This is a genomic window from Allobosea vaviloviae, assembly GCF_001298265.1.
Taxonomy (GTDB): domain Bacteria; phylum Pseudomonadota; class Alphaproteobacteria; order Rhizobiales; family Beijerinckiaceae; genus Allobosea; species Allobosea vaviloviae_B.
This window is the reverse complement of the sequence record NZ_LGSZ01000050.1, coordinates 20,197-41,167: the sequence shown is the minus strand read 5'-3', so window position 1 is coordinate 41,167 and position 20,971 is coordinate 20,197. Positions and strand designations below refer to the sequence as shown.

Here is a 20,971-nt window from a genome sequence, read left to right as displayed (position 1 = left end):
CTGGGCAGACCATGAACCTCCTGACCTTCGACATCGGCGTGAAGACCGGATGGTGTGCCGCAGCCATCGGAGAGCCCCTGCGTGGCGGCACCCGTCGGCTTGCGCCGTCCGGTTCTGAGCATGCCAAGGTCGCGGCAGAGCAGATGCAATTCGTCGGCGACATGATCGCCCTCAACAAGCCCGACCGCGTCGCCTTCGAATTCTCGACGCAGACCATCGCAGGGAAGCAGGGCTCCGGCTTCACCAACATCGACACCATCCTGATGCAGGCCGGCATGCGCTGGGTCATCCTCGGCATCTGCAAGCTCATGGACGTCCGCTGTGACGAGATCCAGCCGGCCCAGGCCCGCATCGCCTTCCTCGGCAAGGGGAAGGGCAGGCTGAAACGCGAAGACGCCAAGCTCGCCGTGAAGCGAGAATGCTTCATCCGCGGCATCGAATACGCCGACGACAACCACTCAGACGCCGTCTGCCTGTGGTTCGCCCTGGCCTTCCGCATCGACGCCGATTTTGCCGCCCGTGACGCGGTCGCCCGCATGCGGATGCGTGATCCCTGCGCTGGAGGAGATATCTAATGTCAGAAGAGATTTGGAAGCCGATTTCGTCATGGCCTGGTTATTTCGCGTCTAGCCATGGCCGCGTGATGCGCGCCATCCCGCGCGGATCGTTCAAGCGGCCGAAGATACTCAGCGGCTCGCGGTTCAATACTGGATACCTTTTTCTTCAATCGACCTTTGACGGTCGGAAGCTCAGCGTCGGCGTCCATCGCCTCGTCTGCGAGGCCTTCCACGGGCCGTGCCCGCACGAAGGCTGGCAGTGCCGCCATCTGGACGGGTCCAGAGATAACAACCGCCCTGAAAACCTAGCATGGGGCAGCTTGGTCGATAACGCTGCGGATCGTCGCGAACATGGCCGCGATCATCTTGGGTCGGATCACCACAATGCCAAGCTCGACGAAGCGCTGATCGTTCGATTGTTCGAACTGCGAGCTGCCGGCGTCAGCGGAAAAACGATCGCCGCTCAACTCGGCATGAACCGCAACACCATCAACAAAGTGCTGGCCCGCACTTCATGGGCGCACGTCGATGTTTCTCCGGATTTGATCGCTCAAGCCCATGCGGTAAACGCCCGCCGACGCCCGCCCTTCGCCCGTCGTCCCGCTGGCGTCGCTCTGATGGGAGGTGTCGCCTGATGCCATCCCCATCGATCGCCAACCCCGCCGAAGAGCCAGAGTGGATCGCCCAGGCGCGCACGCTGATTGAGTTCGGCGCCGACCTTGCCGAGGTCGCCTCCTATCTCGGCAAGAGCACAGACAGCATCCGCCACGCTCTCAACATCGGTGGTGCAAGGACGAAGCAGAAGGCCCGCGTCTGCGCCAGCCGGGCACGGGAGAAAGCGGAGCGCGTCGGCGTCAAGCCGCGCTCGACCGGCCGCAAGCTCCCGATCGTCATCAACGAGGATCGCATTTCAGCCCGCTCGTATGCGGAGCCGAAGCCTGCCCCTCCGCTGACACTGCCGCGCATCAGCCTTCCCGAGATCGACGAGCCAAGGGTCATCAGGTTCGTCCCGAAGCCTCGCATTGAAGATGAGAAGCGCGCCGCCCGGCTGGCTCGGATCGACGCCGCAGTCCGCAAGGCTCGCCTCAGAGGCCTGTTCGATCATTGCGAGTGGCAGCAGCCATGAGCAAGCTCGGCATCACCTCGCTCGAATCCGATCTGCTGTCCTTCATCGACATCTTCGTGTCGGAAAAGGGCTACAGCCCCTCGTTGCAGGAGATGGGCGACCATCTCGGCATGGTGAAGAGCGGCGTCCACCGGCTGGTGGAAGGGCTAGAGCAGCGCGGGCGCATCCGCCGGCTGCCGAACCAAGCCCGCAGCATCAGCGTCGTCCGTGATCTTCCCCGCGATATCGAGACGGCCTTGGCCGGATGCTGCCGCGAGAGCGGGATGCCTCGCCATGCCATCATCGAAGCGGCCCTTCGCAAATACCTCGGATGCCCAGACCCCATTCGCCCCCAGCGCGCTGCTGAGAGCCTTCTGCGGGGGCGGGCATGACCTGGCCCTTCGATCCGCTGTCGCCACTCTCCTACGACGTGATCTGCGCAGATCCGCCGTGGCGATTCCGCACATGGTCTGAGACCAATCAGGCGAAGAGCGCATCGCGCCACTACGACCTGATGACCACCGAAGACATCATGGCCCTCCCGGTCGGTCGGCTGGCGCAGCGCGACTGCATTCTGCTGCTCTGGACGACCGGCGCCATGCAGCCGCAGGCCTTCGACGTGATGAAGGCATGGGGCTTCACCTACAAGAGTCAGATGATCTGGCGGAAGACCACGCCGTCCGGGAAGGTCCGCATGGGCACCGGATATTGGGCGAGGTCAATGCACGAGCCGGTCTTGATCGGCTGCATGGGAAAGCCCGGCAAGTTCTCCGCATTCCCCTCGATCTTCGACGGCATCGCGCGGGAGCATAGCCGCAAGCCAGAGGAGTTCTTCGCCCTCGTCAACAAGCACACGAACGGCATGCGCCGGGCGGACCTGTTCTCGCGGCAAACCCGACTCGGCTTCGATTCATGGGGCGACGAGTCGACCAAGTTCGACGGAGCCGCAGCATGAGCGCCCCCATCGTCATAGACATTGGAGCGTTGGGCTTCAGCCTGCTTCTGAGCACGAACGCGCGCGGCGGCGGGGAGGCCAAGCTGGTCTGGTCCGAAACCGCCAACCTCAACGCCGAATTCCAGTGCGGCCGCAAGACGCCAGCCGTCGCGCTCGAGATCGCGCTCGGCCGCGTTGAGCGCGTCGGGGCAGTCAGCCCTTTGGATTTCTCCCACGTCATGGGCGTGATCGTCGGGTTTCTCGAAGGGCGGGCCGCGCGATGACCGCTTACTACAACGAGATCGATCGTGATGCCGCGCATGTCCTGCGCTGCCTGATCTCCGATGGCCTGATCGCGCCCGGCGATGTCGATGAACGCAGCATCAAGGATGTCCAGCCCGATGACCTCGACGGCTACACGCAGTGCCATTTCTTCGCCGGTGCCGGCCTCTGGTCCGTTGCAGCTCGACTTGCTGGCTGGCCTGACAACCGGCCCCTCTGGACCGGCTCCTGCCCCTGTCAGCCGTTCAGCGCGGCCGGGAAAGGCGGCGGTGTCGACGATCCTCGGCATCTGTGGCCCGACCTCTTTCGCCTCACCCGTGCCCGAAGGCCCGCTGTCGTCGTGGGAGAGCAGGTTGCGGGAGCGCCTGGCTATGGTTGGTTCGACGGAGTCCGCGCTGATCTGGCGGGAGAAGATTTCACCAGCCGGGTTGTCGATATCCCGGCTTGCTCCGTGGACGCCCCGCACGTCCGCCAGCGGCTCTACTGGTGCGCCTTGGCCAACGCCGGAGGCGGGGGCGTTCGGATCAGCGGACCCGCAGAGGATACTGGATCGACGGGAGGCATTGGCGGCGAAATACGGGAACAATGGCTTCGGGCTGACCCTGGGCCAATCGATATCAATCGAGGCGTCGACCTGGTCGACGCCTCGAGCATCGGACGGGGAGAAGGGCGGGCCGAACATGAGCTTCGGCGCGGGCGGGCAGCCACTGCCGGCTCAGCTCTACTCGGCGTCACCCTGGGTGACGCCGAGTGCGCGCGACTGGAAGGACAGCGCGGGCATGGCGACGGTCGCGGAGGATGGTCGGGTCAGGCTCGATCAGCTTCCGCGCCAGATGGCCGCAACGGCTCCGCATGGGCCGGCGCCGAATGGCTCCTCTGCCACGACGGTAAAGCGCGGCGCACCGAATCCGGACTTTGCCTTCTGGTTGATGGGATGGCCGGCCGAATTCCGGCTTGGCGTCTTGCGGGCAATAGCATCGTTGCCCCGCTCGCGGCGGAAGTCCTCGCCGCGCTGATGGATGTTCTGGACGGGAGCGCTGCGGCATGAACGTCGTCATCCCTCCGCGCCATCCCACCGACGACATGGAAGCCGAGCGCTTATGGCAGGCGTGGCTTGATGCCCGGAAGGTCGCACAGGCGTCCGACCGCATCGAGGACGGCATCGCCGCCGGCCACGCATGGGCGGCGTTCCTCGCCTTGTTCGCTCGCGTCGAGAAGCCAGCCCGGGGCGGAGGGCGGCCATGAAACGCAAGCGCTGGCCCATCGCCGCACAGACGGACACGAGCTCCCCTAGGGCCTTCCTGATGGCAAGCCTGTCGATGGCTGACGAGCATCTGACGAGCGCCGCAGGCTGCGTTGCGTCGGGCGACGTCGAGGGCCTGCGCGAGGCCTTCGACAAGTTCATCGCATGCACCAGGGCGTCCGCTGAGACCTTGGCCGATGCCATCATTGAGATCGAAAGGAGCCGGTAAATGTCGGCACCATGGATGAAATTCTATCCATCGGACTGGCGCTCTGACCCAGCGCTGCGGCTCTGCGGCTTGGCCGCGCGGGGCCTCTGGATTGAGCTGCTGTGCATCATGCACGAGGCGGACCCACGAGGGTATCTGCTGGTGAAAAGCGCTCCGTTGAACGAGCGACAGATGGCCGCTTTGATCGGCGCGTCCGCAAAGGAAGTGACCGCGCTCGTTCGAGAGCTCGACGATGCCGGCGTTCTCAGCCGAACTGACAGCGGAATCATCTACAGCCGCCGCATCGTTCGCGACGCAGAGAAGTCCGATAGGGATAAGGCCAACGGCGGGAAGGGCGGCAACCCAAATCTTCGCGCACAGGTTAACGGGGGGGTTAACCCCATCAGGGGGCACTTGGGGGTTAACGGGGGGGATAAAGCCCAGAAGCCAGAAGCCAGAAGCCAGATAGAACCTAGCCAAGAGGAGAGGTTCCGGGACGTTTCAGAACTGAGCACCACGCGAGGCCAGGCATGAGGCCGCTTCGCCCCCATCAGGTCAGGGCTCTCGACCTGCTCAGGCATTCCCTTGGCTCGGGAAACCGTCGCCCCATGCTCGCGATGCCGACAGGAGCGGGCAAGACGCTGCTGGCTGCCGCTATCGTCGAGGGAGCGTTGTCCAAGCGCAAAACTGTGACGTTCTGCGTGCCGGCGCTGTCGCTGGTCGACCAAACCGTCGAAGCGTTCTGGGCCGAGGGTATCCGCGACGTCGGCGTGATCCAGGGCAAGCACGAGCGGACCTCAGCGTTCCGCCCCGTTCAGATCGCCAGCGTCCAGACGCTGATGCGGCGCGACATCCCCGACAGCGACGTCGTCGTGATCGATGAGGCGCACCGATGGTTCGATTTCTACGGTGACTGGATGGCCAAACCGGAATGGGCGCGCGTGCCGTTCATCGGGCTCAGCGCCACCCCGTGGACCAAGGGGCTGGGCAAGTTCTTCGACGATCTCATCGTGCCGACGACCATGGCCGAACTGATGGAAGCGGGCTTCCTCACGAAGTTCCGCGTGTTTGCGCCGTCCCATCCCGACCTGACGGGCGTTCGCACGGTAGCCGGCGACTATCACGACGGCGACCTGTCGGAAGCCATGGACAAGCCGAAACTCACCGCCGACGTCGTCGAGACGTGGCGCCGGCTCGGGGAGGACCGGCAGACCTTCGTGTTCGGCGTCGATCGGGCTCACGCCAAGCATCTGCAGGAACGCTTTTTGGAGGCCGGAATCGCGGCTGCCTATGTCGATGCCTTCACCGAAATGGAGGAGCGAAACGACATCCGGAAGCAGTTCCATGATGGGCGCTGCAAAGTCGTCTGCAATGTCGGGACCATGACAACCGGCGTCGATTGGGATGTCCGCTGCATCGTCCTGGCGCGGCCCACGAAATCGGAAATGCTGTACCTCCAGATCATCGGTCGGGGGCTGCGTGCGGCGGATGGGAAAGACGACCTGCTTATCATCGACCATTCGGACACGACCCTGAACCTCGGGTTCGTGACGGACGTCCACCATGCCAAGCTCGATGACGGCTCGCCTCGACCGAAGCGAGACCGGGTCCGCAAGACGCCCGAACCGAAGGAATGCGGCAAGTGCTCATTCCTCAAGCCGGCGAAGGTCCATCAATGCCCGAGTTGTGGGTTCGCTCCGGTGCAGGTGTCATCGATCGCCTGCGATGACGGGCAGATCGACGTTCTCAGCCACGCGAAGGTCAAGGCGGCGGCGGAGCAAAAGCGCCGGTTCTACGCAGAGCTGACCGGCTATGCCGAGATGCACGGCAAGTCACCAAAATGGGTTCTGGCGAACTACCGGGCGAAGTTCGACGAGTGGCCCTATCGGCGCGAGGTAACGCCGCAGAACCCGAGCCCTGAGACGCTGGGTTGGGTTAAGTCACGTCAGATCGCATGGGCGAAGTCGCGGCATAAATCGGAAGGGGCGGCGGCATGAGCGGCACCCTTCGCGACAACTGCCAGGGCCGGTGGCGCGGCATCCTCGGGTCGTTCGGCATCGATCGCCACTCGCTGACCGGCAAGCACGGCCCATGCCCGATGTGCGGCGGCAAGGACCGATTCCGCTTCGACGACAAGGACGGTCGCGGAACGTGGATCTGTTCGCAGTGCGGAGCCGGCGACGGCATAGCGCTCGCGATGGCGCACAAAGGATGGGACTTCAAGACCGCGGCGCAAGAGATCGAGGGCATCGTCGGGTCGGTGCAGCGCGAGCAAGAGCCACGGGCCACGCGCAGCGATAAAGATCTGCGCGCGGCCATGAACGGCCTGTGGTCGAATGGCTTGCCGCTTGGCCCTGATGACCCGGTCGCGCGCTACCTCGGCAACCGGAACATCCGGCTAGCGGACTATCCACCATCGCTTCGCTACGTCGAAAAATGCCGTTACCAGGGCGATCCATCCGGCTGGCACCCAGCGATGATCGCCAAGGTGACCGCGCCAGACGGCATCCCGACATCGATCCACCGGACCTATCTGGACTGGTCCGGCAAGAAAATCGCCCACGCCGAGCCCCGCAAGATGATGCCAGGTCAAATCGCCAAGGGTAGCGCGGTGCGCCTGTCGCCCGTCGCGAAAGTGCTGGGCGTCGCCGAGGGAATCGAGACCGCCCTATCTGCCTCGATCATCTGGCATGTCGGGTGCTGGTCCTGCCTCAACACCACGCTGCTGATGCAGTGGCAGCCGCCTCCCGAGGTCGAGGAGGTCATCGTCTTTGCTGATGGCGATGTGAACTACGCCGGCCACGCAGCGGCGTATGCGCTCGCTCACCGGCTGATTGCCAAACACCATTTGAAGGCCCGCGTCGAAGTGCCTGCCGATCCCGGCATGGACTGGAACGACGTGTTGATGGCCGAACGTGCGGAGGTGGCATGACCATGATCGGAGCCAGGCTCGAGCTCCGCGTTGACGCGATCCAAGACGAGCACCGTCGGGGGTGGAAGGCGATCTACTTCACCGACAAGGGGGTCGTGACCGTCTCAACCCCGTGGTGCCGCCGCGTAGCGCTCATGTTCCCGAGCGCGGCCCAGGCGAAGCTCGCCGCGGCGGAAGCGCTGCTGAAACACCTCAACGCCAACCCGCGCCCGCGCTCGACCAGCGCCAAGACATTCGATGTTCGGCGCAACGGCAAAAACGTCCGGACCATCTCATTGCCGCAAGCCTGACCCTATTCCGCCACCGGCGGGATTCCCGGCCCATAGAGGCCCAAACGGAGAAGACCCGATGACCAAGAACGAACTGATCAGCGCCATCGCCGATTCCACCGGCAAGACCAAGGCTGATGTCGGCACCATCCTGGCGAGCCTGGGCCGCGCCATTGAGGGCGGGCTGAAGGCAGGCGACGAGATCGTCCTGCCTGGCGTCGGCAAGCTCAAGCCCGATGCCCGCGCCGCGCGAACCGCCCGCAACCCATCCACCGGCGCCATGATCGACGTCCCCGCCAAGACCGTCGTCAAGTTCAAGGTCGCCAAGGAACTCGCCGACGCGGTCGCCTGAGCGCGAATCGCACCACGACACTGCCGGCGGGGATCGTCCCGCCGGCTCTCAATTATCAAGGGCCGGCCAGATGCGGATGAATCGTGAAACCGAAGCGCTCATGGTGGAGGTGGCATACCTCTGCGGGTTCAGTGTGAATGAGACCGCCGCGATCATCCATGGCCGGCGCGATGGCGAGCCCGCGCGTCTCGGCCCGGTCAAGCGGATCATCACCACCATGAACCTCGCGCAGGCTCGGCGCAGCGAAGGGCGACCAGCGCGCCTTGTCGAGATCGAGCGCGCACGGCCGGACATCGCGGTTTTCGTCGCCAACTGCGCGCGCCAGGGGCAGGTGAGGGCGACCAGCGTGCTGCTCAACTTCACTGCCAATGCTGAGCATCGACCAGAGCTCATCGCCCGCCGCCGGCTGCGCGAGGATATGGCGCTCGCCCGCGCCGCAGTGCCCGAGCCCCGCATCCACCCCGAGGTCAGGGGCAAGGGCGCCGACCAGATCATCTACAACCAGGCATCGTGCAACCTGACATGGCTCGCAGCGAAGGATCTGCTCCCGCAATGGGCCGTCGATGCCGGCGTTCGTCTTCGCGGACATTGGATGGCGGCAGGCGCATCCATCGGCTCGATCGACTACGAGAAGCCCATCGTCGATGGAGGCCCCGCCCCCGGCCGCTCGGATAGCTCTCTCGACGCCTCCGGCTATGTCCGCGACAGCATCGAGGCCGTCCAGTTCATCTTCCCCGGCCGCGACCAGCGCGCCCGCATCGCCATGATCAGCCATGCCGTATTCGAAAGCCGCGCCCTCTCCACCTTCCCCTTCATCGTCAACAGCCCCTCGGCATTCCTCCGCGAAGCACTGGAACCCGTCGCATGGGTCTATGGCACCCTACTCGATGGCGACGTTGCAAGGCGCTTGAAGGGTAGGGGATAAAAAATAATTCTGCGGCACATTACCGAAATCGCGCAATTATCTGCGGTAAAAATCTCATGTATCGCATCAACGTAGCCGAAAAATACCCGTTGACGCACGAAATGAGTTGATCCAGTAATCCATCCTATCAGCCCAAATCAGCATCGAGAGACGCCCGGCCCGCAGCCCTTGCGCTGCGCTCTGCCGAGAGAGCGCTCCCCGCCTTGCGCGGGTCAGACCCGAGCATCAGGATCGTGAGACACAGGTGACCAGCGCACCGAAGCCCAACGCTGACTGGGAATCCGTCGAGCGCGAATATCGTGCCGGCGTCCTCTCGGTCCGTGAGATCGCCAAGGCGGCCGGCGTCTCGCATGTCGCCGTGCTCAAGAAAGCCAGGCGGGAAGGGTGGCCTGCTCGCGCCAGGATGTACGCGCCGCCAACTGCCCGGGCGCTGAAAGCGCCTGCCGCGTTCGACCGCACAGACCTTGTGCTCGGCGCCCGTAGGGATGCGAGCGAGCGTGGCGTGGTCAATGAGGTTCTGTTCGGCCTCAACACGTCGATGATCTTGGAGGCCTATGGCTGGCCTGCCATCATCCGCATTGAGACAGAATATCAGGTCGAGCGCGGTCGCATCGATATCCTGGCGTTCCATGAAGACGGGACCGGCACGATCATCGAATGCAAGGCCGCTCGATCGGCGCGCGATGTGCTGCCGGCGATCGGGCAGGTGATGTCCTATGGGCTGCAAATCGCCCAGCGCGGTCTGTTCAAATCGGTTCGCCTCGCTATTGCGTCCAGAGCCGGGGGAGAGCAGCTTCGCCCTCTGAGGCCGGTGTTCGAAAAATGCGGGATCGAGCCCGTCTTCTGCGGGACGCTCAGCAGGTAAGTCGGGCATACCGCAAGCCTCTGAAATTCAACGCGGTTTTGATTGTTCGCCGCAGAATTCAAAAACAATCAAAAATCAACGGAAATTCAAACGCGATGGCAGCGAAACGCGGTGGAAAGCGCCCCGGCGCGGGACGAACCAAGGGCCTCCTCAACCGCGCCACGAAAGAGCACAAGGCGACGCTCTCTGATCTCGCCCGGACGCATACAGCGGTCGCATTGAAGGCGCTCGTCACCGTCGCCACGAAAGGTGAGAGCGAATCCGCCCGCGTCTCCGCAGCCAATGCCCTGCTCGACCGCGCCTATGGCAAGCCGCGCCAGTCCATTGAGCACATGGGCGAAGGGGGCGGGCCTATCCAGACACAGGGCGTCGTGCTCGACCCCGAACGCCTGAAGGCAATGACCGACGATGAGCTTGCTGCTCTCGAAAAAGCCCTCGGCCGACTTCAGCGAGGCGATAGCGACGGTGCGGGCCGAGATGATGGCCCGGTCAGCGCAGACGCGTATTCGGGCACCCTCGACGGCGACGAAGAGTAGCTGGCCGCCCGATTACATCAGCGTGCTGGCATGGCGCCGGACGCAGATCGCAAAGTTCGAAACCGACCCGGCGCTGATCAAGAGCGCTTTGAGCTATTATGCAGACCGCCCGGTTGAGTTCATCAACCACTGGTGTACGACATATGATCCGCGCCTTGCAGGGTCGGCGTCGTCGGCGCGGATGCCATTCGTCTTGTTCGAACGGCAGGCCGAACTCGTCGAGTTCTTGGTCGCCTGCCTGCATGCCGAGAGCGGGGGGCTGGTCGAGAAATGCCGCGATATGGGCGCGACATGGGTTTGTGCTGCGTTCTCGATCTGGCTCTGGCTCTTCCGAGAAGGCGCCTCGATCGGCTGGGGCTCACGTAAGGAGCAGTTGGTCGATCGGCTTGGCGACGCGGACAGCATCTTCGAAAAGATGCGCCTGATCATCTATGGCCTGCCCAGGCAGTTTCTGCCGGACGGGTTCAGCCCGCGCGATCACATGAGCTTCATGCGGTTCGTCAACCCGGACAACGGAGCGACGATCACGGGGGAGGCCGGCGACAATATCGGCCGCGGCGGCCGGAAGCTGATCTACTTCAAGGATGAGAGCGCGCACTACGAGCGGCCCGAGAAGGTTGAGGCAGCGCTTGCCGACAATACCCGCGTCCAGATCGACATCTCGTCGGTCAACGGGCTCGGCAACGTCTTCCATCGCAGGCGTGAGGCCGGCGTCGAATGGGTGCCGCACAATCCGGCTCTGTCGGACGCGACTAACGTCTTCATCATGGACTGGCGCGATCATCCGGCGAAGAGCCCGGAATGGTATGCGGCCAGGAAGGCGAAGTCGGTAGCGGACGGCCTGACGCATGTCTTCGCGCAAGAGGTGGACCGCAACTACGCTGCGTCGGTGGATGGCGTCATCATCCCGGCCGAATGGGTGAAGTCGGCGATTGGCGCGGCTGAAAAGCTCGGGTTCACCGATAGCGGGCCATGGGGCGCCGCGCTCGACGTGGCAGACGGTGGCGGGGACAGAAATGCGCTGGCGAAGCGCAAGGGATCGGTTCTGAAGTCCGTCGAGGAATGGGGTGAAGCCGACACCGGCGCCACCGCTCGCCGCGCTGTGACGGCATGCGCCGATCTCGGGGCGATGGATCTGCAATACGACAGCGTTGGAATCGGCGCAGGCGTGAAGGCGGAGACAAACCGCCTTGTCGCGGAAAACCTGATGCCGAAGACGCTTCGATTGGTGCCGTGGAACGCAGGGGCGACGCCTCTGGACCCGGATGGGCATGTGATCGAGGGCGACAAGGCTTCGCCAAAAAACAAGGACTTCTACGCCAACGTCAAGGCGCAAGCCTGGTGGCAACTTCGGCGCAGATTTGAGCGGACGCATCGCGCGGTCACCGAAGGCGTCGCATTCAAGCCTGACGACATGATCAGCCTCCCGGTCGATTTGCCGGCGCTGCGGCAGGTTGAGAAAGAACTGAGCCAAGCGACCGTGGGTAAGAACGGATCGCTGAAGCTCATCGTCAACAAGTCTCCGGAAGGCACCAAATCGCCGAACATGGCGGATGCGATCGTCATGGCCTTCTGGCCCATGAAGGCGCGGGGCTCGATGGTCATCACCGATGAAATGCTCGCCCGTTCGGGCATGAGGTAATCTGCTCCATGAAGCTTCTGTCCGCCGTCTCTCGCTGGTTCGGCTGGGGGCAGGGGACGGTTGCGGCGGTGCCTGAGGCCAAGCCCGCGGCAAAGCGCCGGAAGATCATCAGTGACACGATGATGGCGCGCTCCGCGCAGCCGCCCGCTGAGGAGAATGTCAACCCGTTCGTCATCCCGCATCATCCGCCGGGCGTCGTGCCGGGCCGTACGCAGATGGCGATGGACGATGCCGCAGGGCAGGCGCAGCAGTGGGCCGCGCTCGCTGCGGAGCAGTATTCGGAGGGGCTGGCCTTCCTCGGCTATCCGGCGCTCGCCCAACTCGCGCAGCGCCCGGAATATCGCAAGATTTCCGAGACGATCGCCACGGAGATGACCCGGAAGTGGATCGTCATCCAAGCGTCGGGCGATGAGGACAAGACCGACAAGGTCGCGAAGATCACGGAAGCCTTCAAGCGCCTCAACGTGCAGGAGGTGTTTCGCGAGGCTGCACTGCAGGACGGGTTCTTCGGCCGCTCGCATGTCTATCTCGACCTCGGCACAAGCGACCAGCGCGAAGAACTGATCACCCCGATTGGGGACGGCCACAACGCCATCAGCAAGAACAAGGTCGGCACGGGTGGACTGAAGCGCCTCCGCAATGTCGAGGCCGTCTGGTGCTCGACATCGAACTACAACGCCATGGACCCGCTGGCGCCGGACTTCTATCGGCCCTCCGCCTGGTATGTGCAGGGCAAGGAGATCCATGCGTCCCGCCTGCTGACCTTCGTCGGTCGGTCTGTGCCCGACCTGTTGAAGCCGGCCTATGCGTTCGGCGGCCTGTCGCTATCGCAGATGGCGAAGCCCTACGTCGACAATTGGATTCGCACCCGCCAGAGCGTATCCGATCTGCTGCATTCGTTCTCGACCAACGGGATCAAGGTCAATCTCGTCGACCAGATGAACGTCGATGAAGGCGCCGAGCTCTTCAAGCGCGTCAAGTTCTTCACGAACATGCGCGACAACAAGGGCGTCATGGTCCTCGACAAGGGCGATGGCGGCACGGACCCGGCCGAGGAGTTCTTCAACGTCTCGACCCCGCTCGGGACGCTCGACAAGCTCCAGGCGCAGGCGCAGGAGCAGATTTGCTCTGTCGCCAGCATTCCGCTGGTCAAGTTCACTGGCATCACCCCATCGGGGCTCAATGCATCGTCTGACGGCGAGATCCGCGTCTTCTACGACTGGATCGCCGCCTATCAGGAACTGCTCTTCACCGAAAACCTGACCCGCGTCCTGGGCTTCGTCCAGTTGAGCGAGTTCGGCGAGGTCGACCCCTCGATCACCTTCAAATACGAGCCGCTGTGGTCGCTCGACGAAAAGGCCATGGCCGAGGTCCGTAAGGTCGAAGCCGATACCGGCGCCGTGCTGATCGCCAGCAAGGTCATCACGCCTGCCGAGGAGCGCCAGCGGATCGGCAACGATCCGGATACGCTTTACGCCTCGCTCGACGAGAACGCAGTGCCGGTTGCTGGCGTCACGGATGCGGACAAGGCCAACATCGCGGCCACGCTCACCGCGGCCATTGTCGGCGCGGCGTCGGACGGTGTGGTTTCCGAGCCAATCGCGCTGCGCGAGCTCGCCAAACTCGCGCCTGCCACCGGCCTGTGGTCGACCATCACCGCTGGCGACATCGCAGAGGCGGAAGCCGAACCGCCGGCACCAGAACCAACATCTCCCCCCTTGGAGGTGGAACAGGCGGAAGCCGCATGATCTCCCGCGTCAGCAAGAACGGCGCGGTGCAGTTCGCATTCGACAAGGCCAAGACGCCGCGGGCTGATTTCAGCGCCGCCCGCCGCGTCGAACGGCGGTTCGTCACGCAGCTCCGCAAGGTCGCCAGGCACATCGGCGATCTGGTCTCCGGCTTCGCTGGGGAGTTCATCGATGTCGATGCCCTGAGCCATGCTCTGGACCGCTATGCCCAGATCCTTGAGCCATGGGCACGCGCCGTCTCCGGTCGGATGATCGCAGAGGTCGCGGCGCGCGACGAAAAGGCATGGATGCAGGCGGCACGCCAGATGGGCATGTCGCTGAAGAGTGAGATCGCTGATGCGCCTACCGGCGCCCGGATGCGCGAACTGCTCGAGGAACAGGTCCGGCTCATCAAGAGCCTGCCGACCGAGGCAGCCGAGCGGGTCCACAAGCTGACATTGGAAGGGATCACGAAGGGCCTGCGGGCCTCAGAGATTTCCGCCGAGATCATGCGGACAGGCGAGGTCACGAAGTCCCGCGCCGATCTGATCGCGCGGACCGAGGTCGGCCGGACATCGGCTGCCCTCACTCAGGCGCGGGCCGAGCATGTCGGCTCGGTCGGATATGTGTGGGTGACGGCAGGCGATTCCGACGTGCGGCCGTCTCACAAGGCGATGTCGGGCAAGTTCGTCGCTTGGAACGATCCGCCGACGCTCGACGGAATGCAGGGACACGCCGGTGCGTTGCCAAACTGCAGGTGCTTTTGCAGGCCGGTTCTGCCCGGCGACGACGACTGATCAGACGACGCGCTGGAGGCTGCGTATCCTGCGCGCCTTCTCGTCGAGGACATCGCGGGCGATCTGGCTTGGGTTGTCGGCGCCGTCCCTGATCCTGCCCAAGGCTGCCATCAGTTCCTCGATGAGGTCTGCGGCTTCCCATTCGAGGAAGTCGACCTCGGTCATGACGCGGGGGTCGATTTCAGACGCGTCCTCGCGGGCGGCGTCCCGGAGTTCGCTGAGGATTTCGGCGATCGTGAGTTTCATGCGACAGGCACCGTAGCGGAGCGCGGTCGAACCTTCAAACGAGAGATGCGCCCTGATGATGCTGATCGCGCTCGACAAGGCGATGGCGCCGCGCGTGAAGCCGGACCTTCGTTCGCTCTATGTGAGCCGGGGAGTCAAGAACGCCGACGACATCATCACCTGGGCGAAGGCGCAGGGCTTCAGCAAGCCGCTGGCGGCCGACGATCTGCACGTCACGATCGCCTACAGCAAGACCAAGGTCGACTGGTTCGCGGCGCCTGACCATTTCGACGACATCCGCATCCCTGCCGCCGTTGACCAGAAGGACGGCGAGCGTTCGGTTGAGGCGCTTGGCGACAAGGGCGCGGTGGTGCTGCGCTTCGAATCCCCTGATCTGGAAAGCCGGTGGCAGGCGTTCCGCGATGCTGGGGCGTCATGGGATTTCGAGGGCTACAAGCCTCACATCACGATCACCTACGAACCGGGCGACGTCGATCTGACGAAGGTCGAGCCCTATGCGGGCATGCTCGAACTCGGGCCGGAGCGGTTTGAGGAAATCGACGAGGACAGCGCCCCCGCTGTGGCCTCGGATGCTGCACTCGCCTTCGATCGCAACACCGTCCGCAGCTTCGACCGCGACGGGCGCCTGCACGTCGCCACGACCAACATCAGCAAGGCGGCGATCAACCCCTACCTCGGCCGGGAGATCCCCGATTTCGAGGCGCACGGGCTGAACCCCGACCGGACGTATCGGCTCTTCCGCGATCCGGAGGAACTGGCGAAGGCAGCGTCCACCTTCAACAATCTGCCGCTGCTCTCGCGGCATGTGCCGGTCTCAGCCGACGACCATCAGCCCGATCTCGTCGTCGGCTCGACCGGGTCGGAAGCCGAGTTCGACGCGCCCTATCTGCGCAACAGCCTGGTGATCTGGGCTCGCCACGCCATCGCAGGCGTCGAGGACCGCAGCAAGCAGGAACTGTCGTCCGCCTACCGGTACCGCGCCGACATGACGCCAGGAACCTACGAGGGCGCGGCCTACGACGGCGTCATGCGCGACATCGTCGGGAACCACGTCAGCCTCGTGACCGAAGGGAGGGCTGGGCCAGATGTCGTCGTCGGCGATTCCATGGAGATCGTCAATATGAGCCTCGACACGATCACGCTCGCTTCGGACGAAGCCCAGCATGACCCCGGCAACGGTCAGTCCACCGGGTCAGGCGGCGGCGGGGGGGGCGGGGCCGCTGCGGAAAAGAGCAAGGTTTCGCGCGCTGCCCTCAAAGAGAAGCTTGAAGGCATGTCGCACGAAAAGCTGACGGCTGCTTTGTCCAACAAGAATGTCGAACCGGAAGTCAAGAAGTACATCGAGAAGGAACTGGATTCCCGCGCCGATCGAGGGACATCCAAGGGCCATCGGGAAGCGCGAGACCAAGCCATTCCGCGGTTCGCGGCAGACGCCATGAAAGGGCACGCCACAATGAAGACTGTTCTCACCCGCAAGGCTATCTTCGCACAGGGCGCTTTGCTCGCCGCGATCGGCCCCAAGCTCGCTCAGGACGCCAAGATCGACCTGACCCCCGTCTTCGCCGGTATCACCGCGAAGAACTTCAAGGCCAAGTCCGCCGACATCCTCGCCGGCATCAAGGGCGCGACCAAGGGCAAGCTCGCTCAGGACGCCTCGATCGAGGACGTCGCCGCGCTGCTCGACACGCTGGACGGCATCGACATCGTCGAGGGCGCCGACATCGACCCGAGCTCCGGTCTGCCGGCCCCGGCGATGAAGCCCGATGACCTGTCCAAGGACTCCGGTGTCGAGGCGATCAAGGCGTTCCTCGCCGGCAAGCTCAGCGACGAAGACATCGCCAAGGTCTGCGCGATGATCGATGCGCCTGCCGCCATGGACGCGGACGATGACGACAGGGATGATGGCATCAAGGACATGATCAAGAAGCCGGCGATGGATGCCGCAATCGCCGCCGCGGTCAAGGCGGCCGAGGACCGTTCGGCCAAGCGTCAGGTCGCGATCCGCGATGCCGAGCGCGCCGTGCGCCCCTATGTCGGCGACCTCGCCATGGCCCATGACAGCGCCGAGGCGGTCTATGCCACCGCGCTGACCTCGCTGGGTATCCCGGTCGAGGGCATCCACCCCTCCGCGCTGCCGGCCATCCTCGCTGCCCAGCCTCTGCCCGGTGCCAAGACGGCCGTCGTCAATCGCGTCGCCATGGACTCGGCCGCGACCAAGTCCTTCCACGAACGCTTCCCCGGCACGGCCGCCATCGGCCGCGCCTGAGCCTCCCGATCTCACTTCCGAACCCTTCGGCGCTGCCGACACCCCAGGAGACTAGACCATGGCTGGATTCCAGACCGCGGTGAACGTCCAGCCGGCTCCCGCCGTCGCTGGCGATTTCGCCGATCACAACCCCCGCGTTTCGGTTGAGGCTGGCCCCGGCGGCCTTGTCGCTGGCGCTGCCGGCGTCACCGTCGGCCGCTTCGCATGGTGGAAGCCGAACCCCATCGATCCGAACGGTGCCCCCGCCATCGTGGACAGCTTCGGCGCCGGTCCCGTCACCGGCTTCGTGCATCGCGCCCAACAGGGCCTGATCACGGATTATCTCGCCGGGGCCGGCATGCTGATCCCGAAGGGCTTCCCGATCACGCTTCACAGCGCGGGCGGCTTCTGGGTGAAGAACGATGGTCTCACCAACGCTGTCGTCGGGCAGAAGGCCTACGCCAACTTCTCCGATGGCAAGGCGAGCTTTGCCGCCACCGGCGCTGCGCTGACCGCTTCCGCCACCGGCTCGATCGCGGCGGGCACGTCCACGTCCGTCACCGGCTCGATCTCCGGCAACAAGCTCACCGTCACGGCGGTGGGTTCCGGTGCTCTGGTCATCGGCGGCCTGCTGTCCGGTACGGGCGTCGCCACCGGAACCCGTGTCGTCGCCCAGGACAGCGGCACCGCAGGCGGCATCGGCATCTATACCGTCTCGATCGCGAACCAGGCTGCGGCCTCCACCACGATCACGCAGACCTACGGTGTCTTCACCGCAGCGTCGGCGCTGTCGGGCCTGTTCCAGGTCGGGTCAGTCCTGTCGGGCTCCGGCGTGACCGCCGGCACCACGATCACCGCTCTGGGCACCGGCACCGGCGGCCTCGGCACCTACATCGTCGACACCACGCAGACCGCGTCCTCGACGACCATCTCCGGCACCACCAACGTCGAGACCAAGTTCGTCGCGATGTCGGCAGGCCTCCCCGGCGAACTCGTCAAGATCACCTCGCACCTGCTCGGCTGATCCCTCCCTCAATCTCTCGGCGGCATCGCGCCAACAAGCGGAGACCACGTCATGAACCTTCAAGAAGCGGCCTCCGCATGGAAAGCCGATGCCGCGCAGTTCGAACAGCTCGGCGCCATCCTGCCCGGAGTGAAGTCCTACGTTCCCGACGAGTTCAAGCATGACTTCGGTCTCGCGATGGATGCGCAGCCGACGCTCGTGACAGACCCGAACTCGGCGGTTCCGGCGTTCCTCACCACCATGATCGACCCGCAGGTCTTCAAGGTGCTGTTCTCGCCGAACAATGCCGCGGTGATCTTCGGCGAGAACCGCAAGGGCACCTGGCTCGACGAGACCGCCATGTTCCCGGTGGTCGAGCATACCGGCGAGGTCTCCAGCTATGGCGACTTCAACGAGAACGGCCGCGCCGGCGCCAACACCAACTGGCCTCAGCGCCAGTCGTATCTCTTCCAGACGATGAAGGAGTACGGCGACCGCGAGCTCGAGCGCGCCGGCCTCTCCAAGATCAACTGGGTGTCCGAGATCGACGTCGCCGCGGCGACCGTGCTCAACAAGTTCTCCAACCTGACCTATTTCTTCGGAGTGGCCGGGTTGCAGAACTACGGCCTGCTCAACGACCCGAACCTGTCGGCTGCGCTGACCCCTGCGACCAAAACCGCAGGCGGCGTGAAGTGGATCAATGCCGGCGCGATCGTCGCGACCGCCAACGAGATCTATGCCGATATCCAGGCGATCTTCCTGCAGTTGGTCACGCAGACAGGTGGCCTCGTCGACCAGAACACCAAGATGGTGCTGGCGATGTCGCCGGGGTCGAGCGTCGCCCTGACCGCGACGAACTCGTTCAACGTCAATGTCTCCGACCTGCTCAAGAAGAACTTCCCGAACCTGCGCATCGAGACCGCCGTCCAGTACGGCGTCACCTCGGCGTCTAACCCGCAGGGCGTCGCTGCCGGCAACTTCGTGCAGCTCATCGCCGAGTCGGTCGAGGGCCAGGACACCGGCTACTGCGCCTTCAACGAGAAGATGCGCACGCACCCCATCGTGCGCGGATCGTCCTCTGTGAAGCAGAAGATCACCGCCGGCACCTGGGGGGCGGTCATCCGCATGCCGATGGCTATCGCCAGCATGGTCGGCGTCTGATCCGCACAGCTTCCCGCATCTGACCCGGCCGCGTCGAGCGGCTGGGCGACCACAGGAGGCCGGCGATGGCCCGCAAGCCCAAGAAGACCACTGCGGCTGAGATAGCCGTTCCCAAGACAGTGACGGTGCATTGCGGCGTCGAAGGCGGCCTCATGCTCCGCAGCTTCACGATGCATGACGATGGCGACGGCGGCGAGCCCCGCGCCATTGCGACGGGCGTCTTGACGCTCGCCTATGGCTCCAATCCCGATCTCGACGCTGCGTTCATCGCGGCATGGCTCAACCAGAACGCCGATTCCGACGTCGTGAAAAACGGCCTCGTCTCCGTTCTCTCCGAAGGAAATTCCTGATGGCCGGTCCCACCGTCACCGTTGCGTGCAAGATCCCCAATGGCCTCTTCCTGAGGGTGTTCGACTTCGCCGAGCATTCCGAGCCCGTGATGGGTGGCGGGACGCAGACCGTGAAGCGCGCCGTCCAGAAGGGCGCCCAGATCAAGGTCAACGGCCCGGCCGTGCCCTTCGGAAAGGTGCCGGACTTCCACCATGCGGGCGGCTACGCGCTGACCCCTGGCATCGACAAGGAGTTCTTCGACAAGTGGCTTGAGCAGAACGCCGATCTCGACGCGGTGCGCAACCGCCTCGTCTTCGCCAGCGAGAAGGCTGAAACCACGATCAAGCGTGCCGAGGACGGGGCCAGCATCCTCTCCGGTCTCCAGCCGATCAACCCCGACAAGGACGCCCGCATCCCGCGCGGTAGTCCCAACCTGTCGCCGTTGACGAAGGCCGACGTCGCCTGATCTGCGCGCTGACCTGACCAGGAGATGACGCCGTGGCCGTGACCTCTGCATCCTTCCGGACGATGTTCCCGGAGTTCACGGACACGGCCAAATTCCCCGATGCTCAGATCAATGCCTGGCTCGACCAAGCGCCGAACCAGTTGAGCGCCAGCCGGCTCGGCAAGTCATACGACCTCGCCGTGATGCTCTTCATCGCGCACAACATCGTCTTGTCGGCGCGTTCCGTGGCGTCTGCCGCGGGAGCTGGTGTGCCGGGGCAGGCACAAGGCCCGGTATCGTCCAAGTCCGTCGACAAGGTGTCGGTGAGCTATGACACCGGCGCCACCGCGATCGGGCGAGCAGGTGCATGGAACGCGACCTCGTATGGCCAGCGGCTCTACACCCTGCTGCGGGCGTGCGGCGCCGGCCCGGTCTATTTCATCCCCGACGCCCCCGCGATCTGATCAGCCATGACCATTAAGATCACCAAGGATCGCGTGCCGGATATCCTTCGGGCGATCAAGGATCTGACGTCGAAGGAAGTCCTGGTCGGCATCCCCGATACCGACGCCGGTCGGGATGAAGGCGCCATCAGCAATGCCGAGATCGGCTACCTGATGGAGACCGGGTCGCCGGCACAGAACATTCCGGAGCGGCCCCATCTCGTGCCAGGCGTCGAAAGCGCTCGCGAGAAAATCGAAAAACGCCTGAAAGCCGGCGCTCAAGCTGCGTTGTCAGGCAAGGCCTCGGATGTCGACGCCACCCTGACAGCCGTCGGGATCACGGCAGAGAACGCCGTCAAAGCCAAGATCACTGACGGGCCGTTCACGCCGCTTTCGCCGAAGACGCTCGCCAAGCGTCGAGCTCGCGGCCGCACGGGCGAAAAGCCTTTGATCGACACGGGCCAATATCGGCGAGCGATCACCCACGTCGTACGGAAGAAGGGCGACTGACCATGAAGTGCGTCGAAGACGGCTCGCCCGCAGGCGACGCACTACAGATGACATCAGACCTCGTCAAACAAGGTCGGATGTCTCAGGTCGAACAAAGGACCGTTCTGAGCCTCATTTTCCACGACGCCTTTCCTGAAATCTTGAGGCGTCGGGACGCTCAGACGCAGGTAGTTCTTTACCATTTCCAAGATAGCGGCCGGGGCACGATGGGCAT

Annotated in this window: 28 protein-coding genes; 27 read left to right on the top strand and 1 reads right to left on the bottom strand. The window is 64.3% G+C overall.

The annotated features are described in order from the left end of the window. Nucleotides 1-11: 11 nt before the first annotated feature. The 20 genes from AE618_RS18720 (at nucleotide 12) to AE618_RS18630 (ending at nucleotide 14,374) form a co-directional block, all read left to right on the top strand. On the top strand, nucleotides 12-575 hold the full coding sequence (locus tag AE618_RS18720) for a hypothetical protein (RefSeq protein WP_054210604.1): 564 nt from the start codon (nucleotides 12-14) through the stop codon (nucleotides 573-575). Then, on the top strand, nucleotides 575-1,192 hold the full coding sequence (locus AE618_RS27475; protein ID WP_082365394.1) for an HNH endonuclease: 618 nt from the start codon (nucleotides 575-577) through the stop codon (nucleotides 1,190-1,192). Before AE618_RS18720 ends, AE618_RS27475 begins: the two co-directional genes overlap by 1 nt. Then, nucleotides 1,192-1,683, top strand: coding sequence for a hypothetical protein (locus AE618_RS18715; RefSeq protein WP_054210603.1), 492 nt, complete (start codon nucleotides 1,192-1,194; stop codon nucleotides 1,681-1,683). Before AE618_RS27475 ends, AE618_RS18715 begins: the two co-directional genes overlap by 1 nt. Further along, nucleotides 1,680-2,054, top strand: coding sequence for a LexA family protein (locus AE618_RS18710; protein WP_054210602.1), 375 nt, complete (start codon nucleotides 1,680-1,682; stop codon nucleotides 2,052-2,054). The genes AE618_RS18715 and AE618_RS18710 overlap by 4 nt, the downstream gene beginning before the upstream one ends. Beyond that, entirely contained in the window at nucleotides 2,051-2,617 is a 567-nt protein-coding gene (locus AE618_RS18705) for an MT-A70 family methyltransferase (RefSeq protein ID WP_054210601.1), read from the top strand. Before AE618_RS18710 ends, AE618_RS18705 begins: the two co-directional genes overlap by 4 nt. After that, nucleotides 2,614-2,880: a hypothetical protein gene (locus AE618_RS18700; RefSeq protein ID WP_156330346.1), complete on the top strand. Its 267-nt coding sequence runs from the start codon at nucleotides 2,614-2,616 to the stop codon at nucleotides 2,878-2,880. Before AE618_RS18705 ends, AE618_RS18700 begins: the two co-directional genes overlap by 4 nt. Next, a complete protein-coding gene (locus tag AE618_RS27470; protein ID WP_082365393.1) occupies nucleotides 2,877-3,926 on the top strand; it encodes a DNA cytosine methyltransferase in 1,050 nt (349 codons plus the stop codon). The genes AE618_RS18700 and AE618_RS27470 overlap by 4 nt, the downstream gene beginning before the upstream one ends. Continuing rightward, nucleotides 3,923-4,123 carry a hypothetical protein gene (locus AE618_RS18690; protein WP_054210598.1) on the top strand — a complete coding sequence of 67 codons (201 nt, stop codon included), beginning with the start codon at nucleotides 3,923-3,925 and terminating at the stop codon, nucleotides 4,121-4,123. Before AE618_RS27470 ends, AE618_RS18690 begins: the two co-directional genes overlap by 4 nt. Next, entirely contained in the window at nucleotides 4,120-4,350 is a 231-nt protein-coding gene (locus AE618_RS18685; RefSeq protein ID WP_054210597.1) for a hypothetical protein, read from the top strand. The genes AE618_RS18690 and AE618_RS18685 overlap by 4 nt, the downstream gene beginning before the upstream one ends. Further along, entirely contained in the window at nucleotides 4,351-4,863 is a 513-nt protein-coding gene (locus AE618_RS18680) for a hypothetical protein (protein WP_210166464.1), read from the top strand. It abuts the gene before it with no gap. Beyond that, nucleotides 4,860-6,326, top strand: coding sequence for a DEAD/DEAH box helicase (locus tag AE618_RS18675; protein ID WP_082365392.1), 1,467 nt, complete (start codon nucleotides 4,860-4,862; stop codon nucleotides 6,324-6,326). The genes AE618_RS18680 and AE618_RS18675 overlap by 4 nt, the downstream gene beginning before the upstream one ends. After that, nucleotides 6,323-7,261 carry a DUF7146 domain-containing protein gene (locus tag AE618_RS18670; protein ID WP_054210594.1) on the top strand — a complete coding sequence of 313 codons (939 nt, stop codon included), beginning with the start codon at nucleotides 6,323-6,325 and terminating at the stop codon, nucleotides 7,259-7,261. Before AE618_RS18675 ends, AE618_RS18670 begins: the two co-directional genes overlap by 4 nt. Next, complete coding sequence (locus AE618_RS18665) at nucleotides 7,258-7,551, top strand: hypothetical protein (protein ID WP_054210593.1); 294 nt, start codon at nucleotides 7,258-7,260, stop codon at nucleotides 7,549-7,551. Before AE618_RS18670 ends, AE618_RS18665 begins: the two co-directional genes overlap by 4 nt. A 58-nt stretch (nucleotides 7,552-7,609) precedes the next feature. Next, complete coding sequence (locus AE618_RS18660) at nucleotides 7,610-7,882, top strand: HU family DNA-binding protein (RefSeq protein ID WP_054210592.1); 273 nt, start codon at nucleotides 7,610-7,612, stop codon at nucleotides 7,880-7,882. A gap of 70 nt (nucleotides 7,883-7,952) precedes the next feature. Beyond that, nucleotides 7,953-8,807: a hypothetical protein gene (locus AE618_RS18655; protein WP_054210591.1), complete on the top strand. Its 855-nt coding sequence runs from the start codon at nucleotides 7,953-7,955 to the stop codon at nucleotides 8,805-8,807. A gap of 244 nt (nucleotides 8,808-9,051) precedes the next feature. Further along, nucleotides 9,052-9,672 carry a hypothetical protein gene (locus AE618_RS18650; RefSeq protein WP_054210590.1) on the top strand — a complete coding sequence of 207 codons (621 nt, stop codon included), beginning with the start codon at nucleotides 9,052-9,054 and terminating at the stop codon, nucleotides 9,670-9,672. A gap of 95 nt (nucleotides 9,673-9,767) precedes the next feature. Then, nucleotides 9,768-10,208: a hypothetical protein gene (locus AE618_RS28540; RefSeq protein WP_197280827.1), complete on the top strand. Its 441-nt coding sequence runs from the start codon at nucleotides 9,768-9,770 to the stop codon at nucleotides 10,206-10,208. 415 nt (nucleotides 10,209-10,623) lie between these two features. Continuing rightward, nucleotides 10,624-11,850 carry a hypothetical protein gene (locus AE618_RS18640; protein WP_197280826.1) on the top strand — a complete coding sequence of 409 codons (1,227 nt, stop codon included), beginning with the start codon at nucleotides 10,624-10,626 and terminating at the stop codon, nucleotides 11,848-11,850. Nucleotides 11,851-11,858: 8 nt separating this feature from the next. Then, a complete protein-coding gene (locus tag AE618_RS18635; protein ID WP_054210588.1) occupies nucleotides 11,859-13,598 on the top strand; it encodes a DUF1073 domain-containing protein in 1,740 nt (579 codons plus the stop codon). Beyond that, nucleotides 13,595-14,374 carry a phage head morphogenesis protein gene (locus tag AE618_RS18630; protein WP_082365391.1) on the top strand — a complete coding sequence of 260 codons (780 nt, stop codon included), beginning with the start codon at nucleotides 13,595-13,597 and terminating at the stop codon, nucleotides 14,372-14,374. Before AE618_RS18635 ends, AE618_RS18630 begins: the two co-directional genes overlap by 4 nt. Here the strand turns inward: AE618_RS18630 and AE618_RS18625 are convergent, their stop codons facing one another. Further along, entirely contained in the window at nucleotides 14,375-14,620 is a 246-nt protein-coding gene (locus AE618_RS18625; RefSeq protein WP_054210587.1) for a hypothetical protein, read from the bottom strand. It abuts the gene before it with no gap. 55 nt (nucleotides 14,621-14,675) lie between these two features. Here AE618_RS18625 and AE618_RS28075 point away from each other — a divergent pair, with 55 nt between their 5' ends. The 7 genes from AE618_RS28075 to AE618_RS18590 all read left to right on the top strand — a co-directional run bounded on the left by AE618_RS28075 (nucleotide 14,676) and on the right by AE618_RS18590 (nucleotide 20,757). Further along, nucleotides 14,676-16,886, top strand: coding sequence for a DUF2213 domain-containing protein (locus AE618_RS28075; protein ID WP_054210586.1), 2,211 nt, complete (start codon nucleotides 14,676-14,678; stop codon nucleotides 16,884-16,886). 58 nt (nucleotides 16,887-16,944) lie between these two features. After that, on the top strand, nucleotides 16,945-17,889 hold the full coding sequence (locus tag AE618_RS18615) for a phage cement protein (RefSeq protein WP_054210585.1): 945 nt from the start codon (nucleotides 16,945-16,947) through the stop codon (nucleotides 17,887-17,889). Nucleotides 17,890-17,940: 51 nt separating this feature from the next. Further along, on the top strand, nucleotides 17,941-19,029 hold the full coding sequence (locus tag AE618_RS18610; RefSeq protein WP_054210584.1) for a major capsid family protein: 1,089 nt from the start codon (nucleotides 17,941-17,943) through the stop codon (nucleotides 19,027-19,029). 65 nt (nucleotides 19,030-19,094) lie between these two features. Then, entirely contained in the window at nucleotides 19,095-19,379 is a 285-nt protein-coding gene (locus tag AE618_RS18605) for a hypothetical protein (protein ID WP_054210583.1), read from the top strand. Then, nucleotides 19,379-19,825 carry a hypothetical protein gene (locus AE618_RS18600; protein WP_054210582.1) on the top strand — a complete coding sequence of 149 codons (447 nt, stop codon included), beginning with the start codon at nucleotides 19,379-19,381 and terminating at the stop codon, nucleotides 19,823-19,825. The genes AE618_RS18605 and AE618_RS18600 overlap by 1 nt, the downstream gene beginning before the upstream one ends. Nucleotides 19,826-19,857: 32 nt before the next feature. Further along, nucleotides 19,858-20,268: a DUF4054 domain-containing protein gene (locus tag AE618_RS18595; RefSeq protein WP_054210581.1), complete on the top strand. Its 411-nt coding sequence runs from the start codon at nucleotides 19,858-19,860 to the stop codon at nucleotides 20,266-20,268. Nucleotides 20,269-20,274: 6 nt separating this feature from the next. After that, nucleotides 20,275-20,757 (top strand): hypothetical protein, encoded by a 483-nt coding sequence (locus AE618_RS18590; protein ID WP_054210580.1) that lies wholly within the window; start codon nucleotides 20,275-20,277, stop codon nucleotides 20,755-20,757. Nucleotides 20,758-20,971 lie beyond the last annotated feature (214 nt).

Excerpts from the sequence above, each read along its gene's own strand:
- AE618_RS18670 (WP_054210594.1), top strand. The coding sequence starts at position 6,323 with ATGAGCGGCACCCTTCGCGACAACTGCCAGGGCCGGTGGCGCGGCATC.
- AE618_RS27470 (WP_082365393.1), top strand. The coding sequence starts at position 2,877 with ATGACCGCTTACTACAACGAGATCGATCGTGATGCCGCGCATGTCCTG.
- AE618_RS18720 (WP_054210604.1), top strand. The coding sequence starts at position 12 with ATGAACCTCCTGACCTTCGACATCGGCGTGAAGACCGGATGGTGTGCC.
- AE618_RS18625 (WP_054210587.1), bottom strand. The coding sequence starts at position 14,620 with ATGAAACTCACGATCGCCGAAATCCTCAGCGAACTCCGGGACGCCGCC.
- AE618_RS18660 (WP_054210592.1), top strand. The coding sequence starts at position 7,610 with ATGACCAAGAACGAACTGATCAGCGCCATCGCCGATTCCACCGGCAAG.
- AE618_RS18680 (WP_210166464.1), top strand. The coding sequence starts at position 4,351 with ATGTCGGCACCATGGATGAAATTCTATCCATCGGACTGGCGCTCTGAC.
- AE618_RS18700 (WP_156330346.1), top strand. The coding sequence starts at position 2,614 with ATGAGCGCCCCCATCGTCATAGACATTGGAGCGTTGGGCTTCAGCCTG.
- AE618_RS18605 (WP_054210583.1), top strand. The coding sequence starts at position 19,095 with ATGGCCCGCAAGCCCAAGAAGACCACTGCGGCTGAGATAGCCGTTCCC.
- AE618_RS18635 (WP_054210588.1), top strand. The coding sequence starts at position 11,859 with ATGAAGCTTCTGTCCGCCGTCTCTCGCTGGTTCGGCTGGGGGCAGGGG.
- AE618_RS18665 (WP_054210593.1), top strand. The coding sequence starts at position 7,258 with ATGACCATGATCGGAGCCAGGCTCGAGCTCCGCGTTGACGCGATCCAA.
- AE618_RS18590 (WP_054210580.1), top strand. The coding sequence starts at position 20,275 with ATGACCATTAAGATCACCAAGGATCGCGTGCCGGATATCCTTCGGGCG.
- AE618_RS18655 (WP_054210591.1), top strand. The coding sequence starts at position 7,953 with ATGCGGATGAATCGTGAAACCGAAGCGCTCATGGTGGAGGTGGCATAC.
- AE618_RS18685 (WP_054210597.1), top strand. The coding sequence starts at position 4,120 with ATGAAACGCAAGCGCTGGCCCATCGCCGCACAGACGGACACGAGCTCC.
- AE618_RS18675 (WP_082365392.1), top strand. The coding sequence starts at position 4,860 with ATGAGGCCGCTTCGCCCCCATCAGGTCAGGGCTCTCGACCTGCTCAGG.
- AE618_RS18690 (WP_054210598.1), top strand. The coding sequence starts at position 3,923 with ATGAACGTCGTCATCCCTCCGCGCCATCCCACCGACGACATGGAAGCC.
- AE618_RS18630 (WP_082365391.1), top strand. The coding sequence starts at position 13,595 with ATGATCTCCCGCGTCAGCAAGAACGGCGCGGTGCAGTTCGCATTCGAC.
- AE618_RS18710 (WP_054210602.1), top strand. The coding sequence starts at position 1,680 with ATGAGCAAGCTCGGCATCACCTCGCTCGAATCCGATCTGCTGTCCTTC.
- AE618_RS18705 (WP_054210601.1), top strand. The coding sequence starts at position 2,051 with ATGACCTGGCCCTTCGATCCGCTGTCGCCACTCTCCTACGACGTGATC.
- AE618_RS18610 (WP_054210584.1), top strand. The coding sequence starts at position 17,941 with ATGAACCTTCAAGAAGCGGCCTCCGCATGGAAAGCCGATGCCGCGCAG.
- AE618_RS28540 (WP_197280827.1), top strand. The coding sequence starts at position 9,768 with ATGGCAGCGAAACGCGGTGGAAAGCGCCCCGGCGCGGGACGAACCAAG.
- AE618_RS18640 (WP_197280826.1), top strand. The coding sequence starts at position 10,624 with ATGCGCCTGATCATCTATGGCCTGCCCAGGCAGTTTCTGCCGGACGGG.
- AE618_RS27475 (WP_082365394.1), top strand. The coding sequence starts at position 575 with ATGTCAGAAGAGATTTGGAAGCCGATTTCGTCATGGCCTGGTTATTTC.
- AE618_RS18715 (WP_054210603.1), top strand. The coding sequence starts at position 1,192 with ATGCCATCCCCATCGATCGCCAACCCCGCCGAAGAGCCAGAGTGGATC.
- AE618_RS18615 (WP_054210585.1), top strand. The coding sequence starts at position 16,945 with ATGGCTGGATTCCAGACCGCGGTGAACGTCCAGCCGGCTCCCGCCGTC.
- AE618_RS28075 (WP_054210586.1), top strand. The coding sequence starts at position 14,676 with ATGATGCTGATCGCGCTCGACAAGGCGATGGCGCCGCGCGTGAAGCCG.
- AE618_RS18600 (WP_054210582.1), top strand. The coding sequence starts at position 19,379 with ATGGCCGGTCCCACCGTCACCGTTGCGTGCAAGATCCCCAATGGCCTC.